At 43.7% G+C, this 15725-nt stretch carries 15 protein-coding genes; 2 read left to right on the top strand and 13 right to left on the bottom strand.

The features are described 5' to 3' along the window. Positions 1-394 precede the first annotated feature (394 nt). From cyoE to rlmJ, 7 genes are all read right to left on the bottom strand, one after another. On the bottom strand, positions 395-1297 hold the full coding sequence (gene cyoE / locus I3255_RS10640; RefSeq protein ID WP_238038785.1) for a heme o synthase: 903 nt from the start codon (positions 1295-1297) through the stop codon (positions 395-397). A 163-nt stretch (positions 1298-1460) separates the two neighbouring features. Further along, entirely contained in the window at positions 1461-2036 is a 576-nt protein-coding gene (cyoD, locus tag I3255_RS10635) for a cytochrome o ubiquinol oxidase subunit IV (protein ID WP_238038784.1), read from the bottom strand. Further along, the gene (gene cyoC / locus I3255_RS10630) at positions 2033-2740 is read right to left on the bottom strand and encodes a cytochrome o ubiquinol oxidase subunit III (protein WP_238038783.1); all 708 of its coding nucleotides are present in this window, start codon (positions 2738-2740) and stop codon (positions 2033-2035) included. The genes cyoD and cyoC overlap by 4 nt, the downstream gene beginning before the upstream one ends. After that, the gene (gene cyoB / locus I3255_RS10625) at positions 2737-4740 is read right to left on the bottom strand and encodes a cytochrome o ubiquinol oxidase subunit I (protein ID WP_238038782.1); all 2004 of its coding nucleotides are present in this window, start codon (positions 4738-4740) and stop codon (positions 2737-2739) included. Before cyoB ends, cyoC begins: the two co-directional genes overlap by 4 nt. Positions 4741-4754: 14 nt before the next feature. Further along, positions 4755-5786, bottom strand: coding sequence for a ubiquinol oxidase subunit II (cyoA, locus tag I3255_RS10620; protein WP_238038781.1), 1032 nt, complete (start codon positions 5784-5786; stop codon positions 4755-4757). 813 nt (positions 5787-6599) lie between these two features. After that, positions 6600-7403, bottom strand: a complete 804-nt coding sequence (gene pssA / locus I3255_RS10615; RefSeq protein ID WP_238038791.1) for a CDP-diacylglycerol--serine O-phosphatidyltransferase — start codon at positions 7401-7403, stop codon at positions 6600-6602. Between the two features lie 127 nt (positions 7404-7530). Continuing rightward, entirely contained in the window at positions 7531-8418 is an 888-nt protein-coding gene (gene rlmJ, locus I3255_RS10610) for a 23S rRNA (adenine(2030)-N(6))-methyltransferase RlmJ (protein WP_238038780.1), read from the bottom strand. 141 nt (positions 8419-8559) lie between these two features. Between rlmJ and I3255_RS10605 the strand changes: the two genes are divergently transcribed. Together I3255_RS10605 and dapE are read left to right on the top strand one after the other, a co-directional pair. Continuing rightward, entirely contained in the window at positions 8560-9315 is a 756-nt protein-coding gene (locus tag I3255_RS10605; RefSeq protein WP_238038779.1) for a 2OG-Fe(II) oxygenase, read from the top strand. 61 nt (positions 9316-9376) lie between these two features. After that, positions 9377-10576: a succinyl-diaminopimelate desuccinylase gene (dapE, locus tag I3255_RS10600; RefSeq protein WP_238038778.1), complete on the top strand. Its 1200-nt coding sequence runs from the start codon at positions 9377-9379 to the stop codon at positions 10574-10576. Between the two features lie 101 nt (positions 10577-10677). Here dapE and I3255_RS10595 read toward each other — a convergent pair whose 3' ends face one another. The 6 genes from I3255_RS10595 to I3255_RS10570 form a co-directional block, all read right to left on the bottom strand. Continuing rightward, on the bottom strand, positions 10678-11181 hold the full coding sequence (locus I3255_RS10595; RefSeq protein ID WP_238038777.1) for a GyrI-like domain-containing protein: 504 nt from the start codon (positions 11179-11181) through the stop codon (positions 10678-10680). 66 nt (positions 11182-11247) lie between these two features. Continuing rightward, complete coding sequence (gene iscX / locus I3255_RS10590) at positions 11248-11457, bottom strand: Fe-S cluster assembly protein IscX (protein ID WP_021812734.1); 210 nt, start codon at positions 11455-11457, stop codon at positions 11248-11250. A 134-nt stretch (positions 11458-11591) separates the two neighbouring features. Beyond that, a complete protein-coding gene (locus I3255_RS10585; protein ID WP_238038776.1) occupies positions 11592-12128 on the bottom strand; it encodes an acyl-CoA thioesterase in 537 nt (178 codons plus the stop codon). Between the two features lie 175 nt (positions 12129-12303). Then, the gene (locus tag I3255_RS10580; RefSeq protein ID WP_238038790.1) at positions 12304-13686 is read right to left on the bottom strand and encodes an NAD(P)(+) transhydrogenase (Re/Si-specific) subunit beta; all 1383 of its coding nucleotides are present in this window, start codon (positions 13684-13686) and stop codon (positions 12304-12306) included. Positions 13687-13700: 14 nt separating this feature from the next. After that, complete coding sequence (locus I3255_RS10575; RefSeq protein ID WP_238038789.1) at positions 13701-14039, bottom strand: proton-translocating transhydrogenase family protein; 339 nt, start codon at positions 14037-14039, stop codon at positions 13701-13703. 115 nt (positions 14040-14154) lie between these two features. Further along, positions 14155-15309, bottom strand: a complete 1155-nt coding sequence (locus I3255_RS10570; protein WP_238038775.1) for a Re/Si-specific NAD(P)(+) transhydrogenase subunit alpha — start codon at positions 15307-15309, stop codon at positions 14155-14157. Positions 15310-15725 lie beyond the last annotated feature (416 nt).

Here is a 15725-nt window from a genome sequence, read left to right as displayed (position 1 = left end):
CCGTCTGATGAGGGCGTATTATAGACCCTTTATTTATTTAGTCAAGAGGTATTTTCTATTTAGTTTGAAATAACTTAATCGCTTAAGCTTCCTCACTATCTTCCCTTTTGACTGGGTGGCATTATACGCGGGTTTGAGACTAGGTCAAGGGATTATCTCGAGGATTTTGCTAACTGGTCTGATAGAAGCTAAATAGTAGAGATATTTCAATGGGTTATATGCTTCAATGATTTTACTTGTTTGACAATGGCTATGCAAAATAAAGTGTAGCAATACTTTTACAATGCTATCGCTAGAGGACTAGGCATGAAAAGGCATAGATATAAAAAAAGCCACTACTCGGGTTAGTGGCTTTTTAGTGATGCTCATCAACAGTATTTTTTACTATACAGCTTTATACATAATCAATCGCCATCATTAAGCATAGCGCCATCATGATAATAATGGATAGTCCAAAGATCTTATACGCCCACTTAATCTGCTGCTGGACTTGGTCTTGTTGACTAGTGACCTTAATCGGTTTCATAGCAATAACTAACCAATAACCTGACAACAATAGATGGACACCCAGATACCAATAGCCAGTCGTGTTCAACGCTGTGAGCAAACTACCCACGACTAAGAAACAGGCAATACTAATCGTAATATGCCACTGAGTCATTCTAAAGGAATGTTTGACTGGTAATACTGGAATACTGGCCGCACTGTAGTCCTTTTTGCGAAAGACAGCAATGGCATAAGCATGTGGCATTTGCCAAATAGCAAACATGGCAAATAGCACCCAATACACCCCATCAATAGACGGCGTCAAAGCGGCGTAGCCAATCACTGGCGGAATCGCACCCGAAAAACTACCAATGAACGTTCCCCAAACAGAGTGCCGCTTAAAGTACAGACTATAAAATCCGACGTAAACGACATAACCAAATAACGCTGAGTATAAAGCCAATGGCGTGGTAAAGGCCAAACATACGACTCCGATACCTAGTAGTAAGGCTGCATAAAGCATTGCGTTTCTAATAGAGAGTTCACCGGTCACCAAAACACGGTCACAAGTGCGCTGCATCCTCGAGTCAATATCACGATCGATGATGTTATTGATTACACAACCAGACGCTATCACTGTCAAAGTCCCCACCAAGGCTTGAAGCAATATCAACCAATCAAGATTGCCTTTGGCTGCTAAAAAATAGCCACCCAAGACGGTAATAGCGTTACCAAACACAATGCCAGGTTTGATGACCTGAACGAGGGGTTGTTTGGCGACATCGATTTTTAACTGTGCAAGTTTATTCATGATTGTCCATCAGTTAATATCGTCAAATGCCTGAGCCCTATGGATGAAACATTGCCATTTAGGAATGATGAGCCTATATATAAAAGTATATAACAGCTCATCATCAGACATTTGCGATAACTTATATACGCAAGCTTACAGCGCAAATAAGAAAGGTAGGAACTTACTGTTGCATATTGGCCATGTCTGAATGATCAGCCATGTCCGAGTGATTTTCTTGTGCTGTACCAGCGGGCGCACCTTGATTAGACGGCTTGTAGGTATCTGGTAGATCTAACTTATCTTCAAAACCTTCAAGCTCACGATCTAATCTTGGTGTACCATCAGCATTGGTTGGCATTTTCATGCCCATGTCCATCTGCATTTTACCCATGCCAGGCATCATGTTTTCGTTGGCGTTGTGCATAATCCACAATGAACCAACCATCACAATCGCCACCACAAACAGTGTGAATAAAAGGCTATAAAGCGTATTACGCTGTTCAGGGCTAAAGTCCACATGCAAAAAGAAATAAACTTGCACAAAAACCTGAGCAGCAGCAAAAACAGCAATCATCCAAATCGCGCTCATGCCTGACATCATATTGCTCATGATTAGCCCAAATGGAATCACCGTCAGAATGGCTGATAGTACAAAGCCGATGATATAACTCTTTTTACTTCCATGACTGCTCTGGCCGTGGCTTACATCGCCGTGTGCATGCGCGTGCTCGGCTGCATGCAAATTTTCATTTTTCATAATGCCACCCCTACCAGATACACTAGCGAAAAGACGCAAATCCACACGATATCCAAAAAGTGCCAAAACAGACTTAAGCATCTCAAACGCGTCATCATGCGTTCAGAAAGACCAAATTTGCTCAACTGGAACAACGTAAACAGTAACCAGCAGATACCGACCGTGACGTGAATACCGTGCAAACCTACCAGACTAAAGAAGCTCGATAAGAAGGCACTGCGATCAGGCCCGAAGCCTTCGACAATGAGATGATGGAACTCATAAATCTCCATCCCAATAAAGCCCATGCCGAATAGCGCAGTAATAACCAACCATAGCTTAAGCTTTGACATGTTCTTTTGGTAAGCACCAAGCATGGCAAAACCAAAGGTGATACTACTGATCAGTAGCAAGAACGTTTCAACCAAAACAAACTTAAGGTCGAAAATATCTTTAGGGCTTGGACCATCTGCGACGCCAACCTTGAGTACCGCATAAGCAGCGAAAAACGTGGCAAACAGAACCAAATCCGTCATTAAGTAAACAAAGAAACCGAGTACTTTATTGCCCTGCGCATCCAAATGATCTGGATGATGAGGGTCACTGTGGTTAAAGTAATCTATATTGCCTTTGTTATGATCATCAGATGGCAACAGCTCCTCGCCGTTGTTGTCTGGCAAATTACTATTTACTTCATGCGTGTGCATAGTTTCGGTACTACTCATAATCCGTCTCCTGCGTGAGCCGTACGAAGACGCTTATAATAAGCATTTTCAATTTTTTCAATCTCATCAACGGGTACGATGTAATCGATATCACGCTTGTTGGCTTCACGAATCACAAAGAAGATGATGACTAAGAAAGAGGCGATTACCAACCACCAGATATGCCAGATAAAAGCAAAACCAAAGACGAACGTTAATAAACCAATAATCACACCAGAATCTGTATTTTTTGGCATGTGTATCGGGCTATAGTAATTGGGCGCTTTATCTGACGTCCAGCCGCTGTCTTTAAGATGCGCTAGGGCATCAAGATCGTTAATAACGGGCAGTTGAGCAAAGTTATAAAACGGTGCAGGTGATGGCGTGCTCCACTCTAACGTACGACCATTCCAAGGATCACCACTCACATCAGCAAGACGCTCACGATCGCGATAACTGACATAGAACATCATAAGCTGGCTGAAAATACCGAACAGAATAATAAAGGCACCAACCGCAGCAACGATCAACCATATCTGCCAAACATCATTGGCATAGTGGTTGGTACGACGCGTCATACCGAAAAATCCTAAAACGTACAGCGGCATGAAGGCCACAAAGAAGCCGATGAGCCAGCCCCAAAAAGCACGTTTGCCCCACTTCTCATCCAAACGATAGCCAAACATTTTTGGCCACCAAAAGGTAATACCCGCAAAGTATCCAAAGACAGCACCACCAATAATGGTGTTATGGAAATGCGCGATTAAGAACAGACTGTTATGCAAGACATAATCAATCCCAGGAACCGCGAGCATGACACCCGTCATACCACCGATGGTAAAGGTAATGATAAAGCCAAGCGTCCATAAAATTGGCGTACCAAAGACGATCTTGCCTCGATACATGGTAAAGAGCCAGTTAAAGACCTTCACCCCAGTCGGTATGGCAATAATCATGGTGGTAATACCAAAGAAGGCATTGACGTTGGCGCCTGAACCCATAGTAAAGAAGTGATGCAGCCAAACGATGAAACTTAAGATGGCAATAACCATCAAGGCATAGACCATACTGACGTAGCCAAACAGTTTCTTCTGTGAGAACGTCGAGATGACTTCTGAGAAAATACCGAACGCTGGTAGTACCAAGATATATACCTCTGGGTGACCCCAAATCCAAATCAGATTGATATACATCATGACGTTGCCGCCTGCATCATTGGTAAAGAAGTGCATACCAAGATAGCGGTCTAGTGTCAGCATCGCCAACGTTGCCGTCAATACAGGAAAAGCTGCAACGATCAAAATATTGGTACAAAGTGCTGACCATGTAAAGATTGGCATGTGCATCAGATTCATGCCAGGCGCACGCATCTTTAAAATCGTCACTAAGAAGTTGACACCGGTCAGCAAGGTTCCCAATCCTGACAGCTGCAAGGCCCAGATATAATAATCTACCCCCACCGTTGGACTGTATGTCAGCTCTGACAGTGGTGGATACGCCAACCAACCAGTTGCTGCAAAGTCACCAACGACTAATGAGACGTTGACCAATAAAGCACCAGTAACGAACAGCCAAAATGACAGTGAGTTTAGGAACGGAAAGGCCACGTCACGTGCACCAATCTGTAGCGGGATAATCGCATTCATGAGTCCCACAACCAGAGGCATGGCGACAAAGAAAATCATAATCACACCGTGGGCGGTGAAAATCTGATCATAATGATGCGGCGGTAAATACCCTGTCTCAGGATAGTTAGCCAGCATCTGATGGGTACGCATCATAATGGCGTCACTAAAGCCGCGTAGTAGCATTACGATCGCGACGACGATATACATGATACCAATTTTTTTATGGTCAACTGAGGTTAGCCAGTCACGCCAAAAAACACCCCAAAGCTTCTTTTTGGTTAGAAAAATCAAAACCGCTAGCCCAGCCAAGGCCATCATACCACCAGCCGCCATAATGATAGGCTCGTGGTAAGGTATTGCCTCAAGGGACAATCTACCGAATATTGCTTCCATAATCAGCTTTCCTATTATTGAGCGTCAGCTTCTTGCGCATCATCTTTATTTGATGGCGCTGCTGGGTTAGTGCTACCTTCGCCGTCATCCTTCAAATCAGACTCTAAGCCCTTGTTCACAGCGTTTGGATTATCACGCTGATTGACTTCATTAGACTCTATAAACTGATTTTGTTGCTTTGTGTCTGAGCCATACTGATTTACAATATAGTCAAACATATCAGGCTGAGCCGATTTGAAATATTCGATGGCATGGTTTTCTGAAGGTTTCGACAACTCTTCATAAACCGCAGTATCGAGAACCTTATTGTCTCCCGCTTTGATTTTAGAAACCCAGTCATCAAAACCTTGCTTATCGACAGCATGGGCCAAAAATTTCATATCCGAGAAGCCAGGACCACTATAATTGGCAGAAAGTCCGTTATAGACACCAGGCTCATTAGCGATCAGATGCAATTGTGTCACCATGCTCGACATGGCATAAATTTGGCTACCCAGTCTAGGAATGAAGAACGAATTCATCACCGTATCGGAAGTGATTTTAAAACTAACTGGACGATCTACTGGTAGATAAAGTTCATTGACGACGGCAATATCTTGTTCTGGGTAGATAAATAACCATTTCCAGTTTTGTGCCACAACTTGAATCTCAAGCGGAGGATTGTCTTTTTGAGTCTCTAGTGGCTTATAAGGGTCAAGCGCGTGAGTGCTGCGCCAAGTAATCACCGCTAAGATTGCAATAATAATAATGGGAATCGTCCACATTAAAACCTCAATCCAAGTGTTGTGTGACCACTGCGGGTCGAAGTCTTTATCAGCATCTGGTCTATCCGCGCGATAACGGTAAGTAAACCAGAGCGCCATGACGATGACTGGTATAACCACAATCAACATCAAGGCAGTGGTAACAATGATAAGTTCTTTATTTTGCACGCCAACTGCACCCTGAGGATGCAATACACCTTTGTCACAGGCGGTCAGGAGCAAGCTGCTTATCAATACCACTAAGTTGGCCTTTAGCCAGATCGGTAATTTGAAAAACGTCATGCCTTGTTAACCTTATATTCGGTCAGTTTTGTTAGTACATGTTAAATGTTAGAAACACTCCATGGCTGTCACATGCTTACCATGGACAGTCAAGAGATGACGCTAAATTTTGACCTTATTTATACCCTCAGTCGCGTTGGCTAGCATGATGTCAGCACTGTTACCAATCAAAATTTGGTGGGTAACAGTGCTGACAATTTTGAGCGACAAAGCATGCATTCGGTCACTAGATTGCGACCATCATCAATAGAGTAGGTCTTAACGCTATCTGCCCAATCAAATCAGCCGCACAGAATGACGAAACAGTAGCAATAATATACTGTTTATATTGGTCTAGAAGACTGATAAGATTGGGAAATCGCTTTACTAAAAGGGGTGTCAATATTTAAGATCAGCTTATTTTGAGGCTAAATCTTATCTGGCTACCACAGCGTTATTCCATGCTGTCTATAAGGTATAAAACCATCAAATGCAGCCCTTTTTAGTTCACAGGCACTATACGCTTCTTTTTTTAGAAAATCTTATCTGCAACAAAGTAGAAATAAAACAACATGTTTTTACTATCCAAAATCTATAAATCAAGCTTGAAAGTTTTATCAATTTGCGCTTATTAGCTTTCATATGCATAAATATTCGTTTGGATATACATTCCATTCAGAAACATAATGAATGGCTGTTATGCAAGGATAAAACGTATCTGATAGTAGAATATTCTTTAATAGCACCGTATTTTTATAGCAAATAAAGTATAAAAAAAGGGACTTACCTATTGGCAAGTCCCTTTTCTTATCTCAGTAACTTTCATATTGACGCTTACATCTTTGCTCTGATCGTAGTCACAATGCCAGATAACGCATAAATGATACCAATCGCCAAGATGCCAACAGGTATGTCATAAAGCACAATACTCATGACAAGTACGCCAATGATAAGCACCACAAAGGGTACTTTCTTTTTGTCAAACTCTTTAAAGCTGTAGTACTTAACATTACTAACCATGAGCAGACCACAGATAACCACCCAAGCTGCGAACAAAAACATGATCGCCGTATCGTACTGCCCAATCCATTCATTGTGATCAACTGCAACCATAACTGCTGCTGTTACTAATATAGCTGCAAGCGGACTTGCCAAACCAACGAAGTATTTTTTATCGACGATACCCACCTGTACATTAAAGCGTGCAAGACGAAAGGCAGCACAGGCAGTAAAAACGAACGCACAACCAATACCAATACGGCCCAGCGGCTCTAGCGCAAAGCTATAAACCAAAATAGCAGGGGCCACGCCAAACGCAAGCATATCTGCTAATGAATCATATTGTTCACCAAATGGGCTTTGGGCATTCAGCATACGCGCAACGCGTCCATCAGCCCCATCAAGAATTGCGGATAAAAAGATAGCCAAAGCCGCCTTATAAAACTCACCTTGCGTACTCGCTAAAATCGAGTAAAACCCTGACAGTAATGATAATGTGGTAATCAAATTGGGTGCTAGATATACACCGCGACTGACCACACGCTTACCTTCCGCGACTTCTGCCTCAACGACCTCAAAAGTCAAACCATCATAATCGTCGTTGTCCGCTAGACGAATATTAAATTCATGCTCATCCATGTATGGAGGCTGAGTCGCTGCATTATCCTGCAACGACCCCTCTCTTGGAGGCATGTTATTTGGTTCGCCTTCAGGTGGCTGCGTATTCGTCATCTTGATATCCTTATTGGCCAATATTGCTGTTCAGTTACTCGCCAACCAGCCAGCGTACATTGGTCGCACTGTCAGGGGTTAAGTCTGGGGCATCTTCTACTTTTAGTACTGGCTGCAAGAAACGCAATATCTCGCGTGCATGATTATCAAACTGCCATGGCGGATTGATAACCAGTAGACCTGTACCGTTCAGACCAACTGCAACATCATTAGGATAAATATTTAGCTCACAAACCAGCTGACGACGCATCTCAGTACGCTTGAGCTTTTTGTAAAACAGCTCGACCGCTTCGATATTTTTGATTGGGAACCAAAGCGCATAAGTACCTTGTGGCCACTTGTTATAAGCTGCGACCAATAAATCAATCAGGCGCGTAAAGTCTTTATGCTCTTGCTCAAAGGGAGGATCAAGGAAAATCAAACCGCGCTTTTCCTTTGGTGGAATAACAGCGGTGATACCTTCAAAAGCATCACGATGCTGGATACCAATTGGCAGCTTATATAGCTGATAGTTCAAAGCATCATATTCAGTCGCTTTGGCTTCAAACGCTTCGGCACGCACGCCAGCATCAGGTTTTTTAGCGGCGGTTTTTTCGACATGATGAGCAATCCACCACGGCGAACCAGGGTAGACTTTATTGTCGTAAGTGAATTTGGCTTGTTTAATGCCTTCCATATAGTCTTTGACAGCGGCTGGTGCTTTTTCGGTATCTGCTTTTAAAAAAGCCTGAATACCGCCTTTGGCCTCTCCTGTCTTGCGCGCTTCTTCACTGCTTAATGAATACAGTCCGCGGCCACCATAAGCGTCAAGCACATAAAACGGTTTGTTTTTCTGCCCCAATTGATTGAGCAGTTGTACCAATAAAATGTGTTTAACCACATCAGCAAAGTTACCAGCGTGGTAGGCGTGTTTATAGTTCATAATCTCAAAAGTTTAAATAAGAAAAATTGCATCTATGGTAGCATAGGCGGAGTAAAAGATAATGTGGTTTTAGTAAGCGCTTTCAATAAAAACGCACTGAATGGCGGTATATTGACCACTGATTGATAAGAATGAGATGAAATGACGAAGATTATTAGCAACCTGAGCAAAACAGAATTGGTGGTTGATCATCCGATAGGACAAGACAACCCTCCGTTACTATCTCCAAACAGTCATAACGACGCCCAAAACGCGCCTACCCAGAAGATGCTGCAACTGTCTGATTTTGCAGTTGACTGGGAAGATAGACTGACGGATAAACAGTTTGATGCATTTGTCACTGATGGCTGGCTCGTCATTGATGATGTGTTTGAAGATACAGCGTTGCTCGCGCTACAAGCAGAAAGCGGTTTTATTGACTATCGTGATGCAGTGCTGACTGCTGGTGTTCGCATCAGTAATATCCGCGGTGATAGAATACGCTGGATTACTGAAGACTTTTTTGCAGGCTATTATTATCTGCAAAGCATTAATGCTTTGGCCTCGCTATTCAATCGTAGTTTGTTCGCTGGTATTCGTCATAGTGAAGCGCATTATGCGTGTTATCCGATTGGCTTTGGCTACCAATGGCATAGCGACAATCCTACTGGGCGCGATGAACGCGTAATCTCGGCAGTGTTTTATCTCAATGATGATTGGGGAGCGACTGACGGCGGTGCGCTAGAAGTCGTTGATGAGCATGGCACGCACCATGAAGTGATGCCAGTTGCCAATAGACTGATTATTTTCGATAGCGATCTACGTCATCAAGTACAAACTGCGTATCGTCAGCGTTACTCTATCGCTACGTGGATGCGCCGTGATGGACTTGTTCCGTTTGTCGAAGTAGACGCTTAGCACCTATTATTCATTATCTATTTATCTTTAACGTTTTCATTATTATATAAAAGGCTTACCCATGTCTGACTCTCACCAACAGCCCACCCATCAGCAAGCAACCTTAGATTTAAGTATTGCGCTACTCGAACGCCCATCTGTCACACCAGACGATGATGGTTGCCAAGATATATTGTCAGAGCGATTGGAGCAAGCAGGCTTTGATTGCGAGTTTATGTACTATGGTGACAGACAAGCAAAGGGCGAACATGCTGAAGTCAAAAATTTGTGGGCGCGCCGTGGTACAACTGATCCCGTCATTTGTTTTGCTGGTCATACAGATGTGGTGCCAACAGGTGATGAAAAAAACTGGACCTATCCGCCTTTTACGCCAACCATTGCTGATGGCTATCTATGGGCGCGCGGTGCAGCAGACATGAAAACAGGCATTGCGGCTTTTACCGTTGCAGCTGAACGTTTTGTTGCCAATCATCCTGAGCACAATGGCTCGATTGCTTTTTTGCTCACCTCAGATGAAGAAGGTCCATCAATCAACGGTACGGTTAAAGTCATCGAAACCTTAGAAGCTCGTCAAGAAAAGATCACTTATTGTCTCGTGGGTGAGCCTTCAAGTACCGATACATTAGGCGATATCATCAAAAATGGTCGTCGTGGCTCATTAGGTGCAGAGCTTACGGTCACAGGCAAGCAAGGTCACGTCGCCTATCCACATTTGGCCTGCAATCCGATTCACGCGGCGATGTCTGCCCTTGCTGAACTAACCTCTACTGCATGGGATAATGGTAATGACTACTTCCCAGCAACCTCTTTGCAAATATCAAATATCAATGGCGGCACAGGCGCAACCAATGTTATTCCTGAAACGCTAAACGTGGTTTTTAACTTCCGCTTTTCAACTGAAACGACTGAAGATGAGCTAAAGGCAAAAACGCATGCTATCTTTGATAAGCACTTTGCCAACAGTAAAGCGAGCTACGATATTCATTGGAAATTATCTGGTCAGCCGTTTTTGACCCCTGAAGGAAAACTGGTTTCGGCCTGCCAGAACGCCATCAAGAAAGTCACCAATGTCGATACCACGTTATCAACCTCTGGCGGTACGTCTGATGGACGTTTCATCGCGCCAACAGGGGCACAAGTCGTCGAGCTTGGCGTCCGTAATGCGACGATTCATCAAGTAGATGAAAAAGTAGAAGTCGACGATTTGGGTAAACTGGCGCAAATTTATGAAAGGATTTTAGAAAATTTATTGTTAGATTAATTATTAAGATTCAAAGTAAAAAGAGCGCCACATCGTATGCGAATGTGGCGCTCTTTTGCGTCTTTATATACTGGCTTGCTTTTATAAAGGATATAACGACTCTATTCAATCCCAATATAAACATCCACTTGACCGTATTCTAAGTTACCACCGATATAATGCTCAAAATCTACATTAAACGTTCTGGTATGCTCACAATCTGGCGTATTGAAATACTCCCAAGCACTCTCCCACGCATTCATGACGGTATTTGGCATATGGCCTTCTTCAGAAAATACCAAATATTTTCCTGCAGGAATGGTGACTTCTACCACATTACTGGTACTGGCTGTGCTCTCACTGTCTGATTGAGCGTTTTGCTCGGTAGCCGTTTTCCAGCTGGCGACAACATCAAACGCGCCTGCTAGATCATCGCTTTCATAGTTATGATAGATACCATAGATATCTTCGCCTTCAGGAAGCTGACCCGCGTGATTTTGATAAAACTTTTGCCATAATCTACCCAGCTTCGCAGTATCATGGCTAATCTCAGCGTTATTGGTGGTACGAACGCTGATACCGCGACAAGCGATCGCTTCTGGCAGCTCTTTAATTTTTGATGTCATGATGCGGCCTCTTTAATGTATTTATTGAATTTTTATGGATAACACTGCTCAACGTTATAGAGTCGATTAGTCGGCTTCATCGATCCAATTCATTTGAATGGCTTCTAAGATACCTTCATTTGATTTTTGTGGATCATCATCAAAGCCTTCAAGCTCAGTTACCCAGCGATGCAAATCAGTAAAGCGAATATACTGTGGATCTGTTTCTGGGAATTTCTCATAAAGCTCAATCGCGATATCTAAACTGTCTGTCCATTTTAATTTTTGGGGTGTCATAACGGTACCTTTTTTTAGTCGCTTTAGAAATAGTAGTATCGCCTTAGTATCGACGATTTGATGGACTCTATCCTACCAAAATTCAGCAAATGATTATAGCCAAGTTATTATAGGGTGCTATTTTTCAATATGTTTTATGCTGACTTGGTCGATTTCACAGCAACTTGGTGGTTATTCCATGTGTTAATCACATCTGTCAACCGCTCCCCTATCATATCCAACACCTCTGGCGTACGCATACCTGTATCATCGGTAAATACAAACTTGGTCATACCAACGCCCATGAGCTGATTTTTGACAAAAAATCGATGCTCAAAATAGACGTATTTGTGATCCCAGCCTGCAACCGCACTGCTAAGCGTCATTTTATCCAAAAACTTGATTTGTTTGAGATAAACCATCTCTTGCATGGCGATAACCCAGTTCAAAGGCTTGATGCCTTTTTCATGACAGCGTGCCATCACCCAGCGTGTCACGTTTAGCTCAATGAATGAGAGGTAACGATAATTGGGCAAGTGATCGCGAAACCCCATATCGTGCGGCAATACCCGATAATGGCGAACAGTCGGCGCGGTCAATGTCTCTAGACTAATCGTTTCGCTTACCGATTGATGCTTGAGCTGCTGCTTAAGCAAACTGACCATAATAAAAAAGCGTATTAACATATTCATAAATAATGCTCTTACTTTGTTGTGTTTATGACTGAAGGTTGAACGGCTAAACGATATTGTCTTATCGTTGTTTCCGAAACGCTGATCACCTTAACGCAAAAAAAGCCACCTCAGTGACTTTCTTTGTTTAAAAAATTATAGGTAAAAGCGAATAGTCAAAAACATGTTTTAATTATTAATGACCACCGCCATTGATACTACGCACCATCTCTTCGACCATTTTCTTGGCATCACCAAAGATCATCATAGTCTTGTCCATATAGAATAAACTGTTATCCAGACCTGCGTAACCGGTGCTCATTGAACGCTTGATAACCATAACGGTCTGGGCTTTGCTGGCTTCTAAAATAGGCATACCGAAAATAGGCGAAGTCGGATCGTCTTTTGCAGACGGGTTCACAACATCGTTTGCACCGATAACCAAGACCACATCGGTACTCGCGAAGTCTGAATTGATCTCATCCATCTCAAGAATATCATCATAAGGCACATCAGCTTCTGCCAAGAGTACGTTCATGTGACCTGGCATACGACCAGCAACCGGGTGAATAGCAAAACGCACGTTAACGCCTTCTTCTTTTAACAGCTCGTATAGCTCTTTTACCGCATTCTGTGCTCGGCCTTGCGCCATACCATAACCTGGTACGATGACCACACTGCTAGCATTAGACATGAGGAACCCTGCATCTTCTGCTGAGCCTGCTTTGTAGTTCTTAGGTGCACCATCATCGCCGCCTGCTGCCACAGCACCTGTACCCATACCACCGAACAAGACATTGAGTAATGAGCGGTTCATGGCTTTACACATGATGTAAGACAAGATCGCCCCTGATGAACCAACGAGCGAGCCTGCGATAATCAGCATTGAGTTGCCAAGGGTAAAGCCGATTCCTGCGGCAGCCCATCCTGAGAATGAGTTCAATAGTGATACCACCACTGGCATATCACCGCCGCCGATTGGCGCAATCCACATCCAACCAAAGATAACGGCAATCACGGCCATCGCATAAAACGCTGGTAATGAATCCGTCACGAAGTACACGCCACCAAAACCAATCATCGCAATGAATAATAATGCTTGAACTGGTTTTACCCAGCCGCCAACCAATGTTTTCGCCCAGCTTTTTGCTGCTAATTTACCAAAGGCAAAGACCGAGGCTGAGAACGTAATTGCACCGATGAAACAACCAATGAACAGCTCAACTCGGGCCACTGCGCCATGCTGCTGTTCAGTGTGCAGTACCGTTGCAAGGGCAATCGCAACTGCTGCCAAACCGACAAATGAATGCATTAAAGCAACCGTTTCTGGCATCTGCGTCATTGCGACTGTTTTCGCTTTCCACATACCAACTAGCGCACCTAAAATCATCGCGCCAATAATGAGCCAAAGGACAGGGCCTTCTGCTAAAAAGAACGTCGTCACGACGGCAATCGCCATCGCTACCATACCAAAACGGTTACCGCGAATAGCCGTCTTTGGACTCGATAAACCACGTAAGGTTAAGACAAAAAGGATCGCGCCAACCAGATAGAACCAATCCGCATTCGCCGCAATCATTGTTGATAAATCATTCATGCGTCGCCTCCATTATCAGTGCTTGCTGCTGGGGCTTTTTTCACTTTGGGTTTGAACATCGCAAGCATACGCTCAGTCACGGCAAAGCCACCAAAGATATTGATACTGGCTAAAAATACGGCAAAGGCACCAAGCAAACTGGTTGGTGTAAACATCGAGCCATCAATCGTGATGGTCTGTAGCATCGCACCGACAATGACAATACTCGATAAGGCATTGGTTACTGCCATCAATGGTGTGTGCAAGGCAGGGGTAACACCCCAAACGACGTAATATCCGACAAAAATAGCGAGTACAAATACGGTAAAAATCGCTACAAATGGTGTGCTACTCATGGCCGCACCCGCTGGCGCTGCCGCTAAAATGGTGGCGATCATCTCATCCTCCTAAAAATTTATTCATTACTGGCAAATGTATAGTGACAAAACATATCGTGCTAGGCAGTCGAATCTAGCGTTTGGCTAGTCGTACCTGACCGTCATGTGTCACTGCCAGTGCGCCCTGAATTTCGTCTTCCATGTCTAAGTTAAGCGAAAGGTCGTTTGCTGCTGCCTTATCGCCAGCAGGAGCGATCAAAGTCGTGATAAAGTTAACCAAATTATTGGCGTATAGATCTGAAGACTGCGCTGCAAGCATCGATGGGATATTGGCTGCACCAACAATACGTACACCGTTCTCTGTAGTAATGGTGTCATTCGGTACACTGCCTTCGACGTTACCACCGGTACCAGCTGCCATATCGATCAGGACAGAACCTGCTTTCATTTTGGCAAGGGTTGCTGCGTGCACCAGACGCGGGGCATTACGGCCAGGAATCTGCGCCGTGGTAATAACGATGTCAGCATTGCTGAGTGCCTTGTCAACTACGGCAGCTTGGTCTTTGATATATTGCTCCGATGGTGCCCATGCATAACCACCGGTAGACTTAGCTGTTTCAGCTTCCTCTGCACTCATCGGCACATCAAGCCATTTACCACCCAATGATTCGACCTGCTCTTTTGCCGCAGGGCGCAAATCACTCGCTTCTACGACGGCACCTAGACGTTTTGCCGTTGCAATTGCTTGCAGACCTGCCACGCCTACGCCCAGAATAACTACTTTGGCTGGCTTGACCGTACCCGCAGATGTCATAAACATAGGAAAAGGACGAGAGTATTCGTTAGCCGCCAGCAATACCGCTTTATAACCAGCAAGGTTGGCCTGCGATGAAAGTACATCCATGTTTTGTGCACGTGATAATGTGCGCGGTAATAGCTCCATTGCAAAAGCCGTCGCACCTTTGGCCGCATAAGTGTCAAGCTGAGTGTTGCGATACGGGTCGAGCATGCCAATGACGATCTTACCTGATGACAAATTAGCGGTAGCCTCAGATGGTAAGTCATTGACAGTAGTAATAATTCGAGACTGGGTAATCACCTCGGTGCTACTGTTGGCAATATCGGCACCAGCAGCTTGATACAATTCATCAGCATAATACGCTGCTTGACCTGCACCTGACTGAATGACGACTTCAAACCCAAGCTTGCGCAATTTTTTGACTGCGTCTGGGGTTAGTGCGACACGGCTTTCACTCGCGGTATCTGCACTGATTACACCGATTTTCATATCGTCTCCTTACTTATATAGAATGACTTACCCTTAATACCCTCAACGCATTTTCAAAAGCATAGGGGACAAAAATCCTTAACCATGACTTATCCAATATCATAAATAAAGACTATCAATTTAATAAATGATGTGTTGTTTACCATCATGTCTTTTTATTATAGAGACATAATCTGCCAACTTTCATTGTCTAATGATGACCAACAAGTAAGATAAAAAGTTAGGTATTGATACCATCTGCATAACTTTTGTTGTTATATTAAAGTTTTTTATTTTTTCAAAAAATCTCCACCCCTTATATAATAAGGTCTCGCTTTAATAACAGCCAACTCTATGCATGTTTACGCATTGCCATATCCCTTTAAAAAAACATAAAACACTCAAGGTCAAGTCAAGTTAAACCCGCAGCTGTCGTA

Origin of the sequence: Psychrobacter sp. Ps6 (genome assembly GCF_022129235.1) — a bacterium.
GTDB lineage: Bacteria > Pseudomonadota > Gammaproteobacteria > Pseudomonadales > Moraxellaceae > Psychrobacter.
Note: the sequence above shows the minus strand (reverse complement) of the source record. Positions and strands in the feature narration are given on the sequence as shown.

Bases quoted from the DNA above. Each gene is read 5' to 3' on its own strand.
- cyoE (WP_238038785.1), bottom strand. From the start codon at position 1,297: ATGAATAAACTTGCACAGTTAAAAATCGATGTCGCCAAACAACCCCTC.
- cyoD (WP_238038784.1), bottom strand. From the start codon at position 2,036: ATGAAAAATGAAAATTTGCATGCAGCCGAGCACGCGCATGCACACGGC.
- cyoC (WP_238038783.1), bottom strand. From the start codon at position 2,740: ATGAGTAGTACCGAAACTATGCACACGCATGAAGTAAATAGTAATTTG.
- cyoB (WP_238038782.1), bottom strand. From the start codon at position 4,740: ATGGAAGCAATATTCGGTAGATTGTCCCTTGAGGCAATACCTTACCAC.
- cyoA (WP_238038781.1), bottom strand. From the start codon at position 5,786: ATGACGTTTTTCAAATTACCGATCTGGCTAAAGGCCAACTTAGTGGTA.
- pssA (WP_238038791.1), bottom strand. From the start codon at position 7,403: ATGGATGAGCATGAATTTAATATTCGTCTAGCGGACAACGACGATTAT.
- rlmJ (WP_238038780.1), bottom strand. From the start codon at position 8,418: ATGAACTATAAACACGCCTACCACGCTGGTAACTTTGCTGATGTGGTT.
- I3255_RS10605 (WP_238038779.1), top strand. From the start codon at position 8,560: ATGACGAAGATTATTAGCAACCTGAGCAAAACAGAATTGGTGGTTGAT.
- dapE (WP_238038778.1), top strand. From the start codon at position 9,377: ATGTCTGACTCTCACCAACAGCCCACCCATCAGCAAGCAACCTTAGAT.
- I3255_RS10595 (WP_238038777.1), bottom strand. From the start codon at position 11,181: ATGACATCAAAAATTAAAGAGCTGCCAGAAGCGATCGCTTGTCGCGGT.
- iscX (WP_021812734.1), bottom strand. From the start codon at position 11,457: ATGACACCCCAAAAATTAAAATGGACAGACAGTTTAGATATCGCGATT.
- I3255_RS10585 (WP_238038776.1), bottom strand. From the start codon at position 12,128: ATGAATATGTTAATACGCTTTTTTATTATGGTCAGTTTGCTTAAGCAG.
- I3255_RS10580 (WP_238038790.1), bottom strand. From the start codon at position 13,686: ATGATTGCGGCGAATGCGGATTGGTTCTATCTGGTTGGCGCGATCCTT.
- I3255_RS10575 (WP_238038789.1), bottom strand. From the start codon at position 14,039: ATGAGTAGCACACCATTTGTAGCGATTTTTACCGTATTTGTACTCGCT.
- I3255_RS10570 (WP_238038775.1), bottom strand. From the start codon at position 15,309: ATGAAAATCGGTGTAATCAGTGCAGATACCGCGAGTGAAAGCCGTGTC.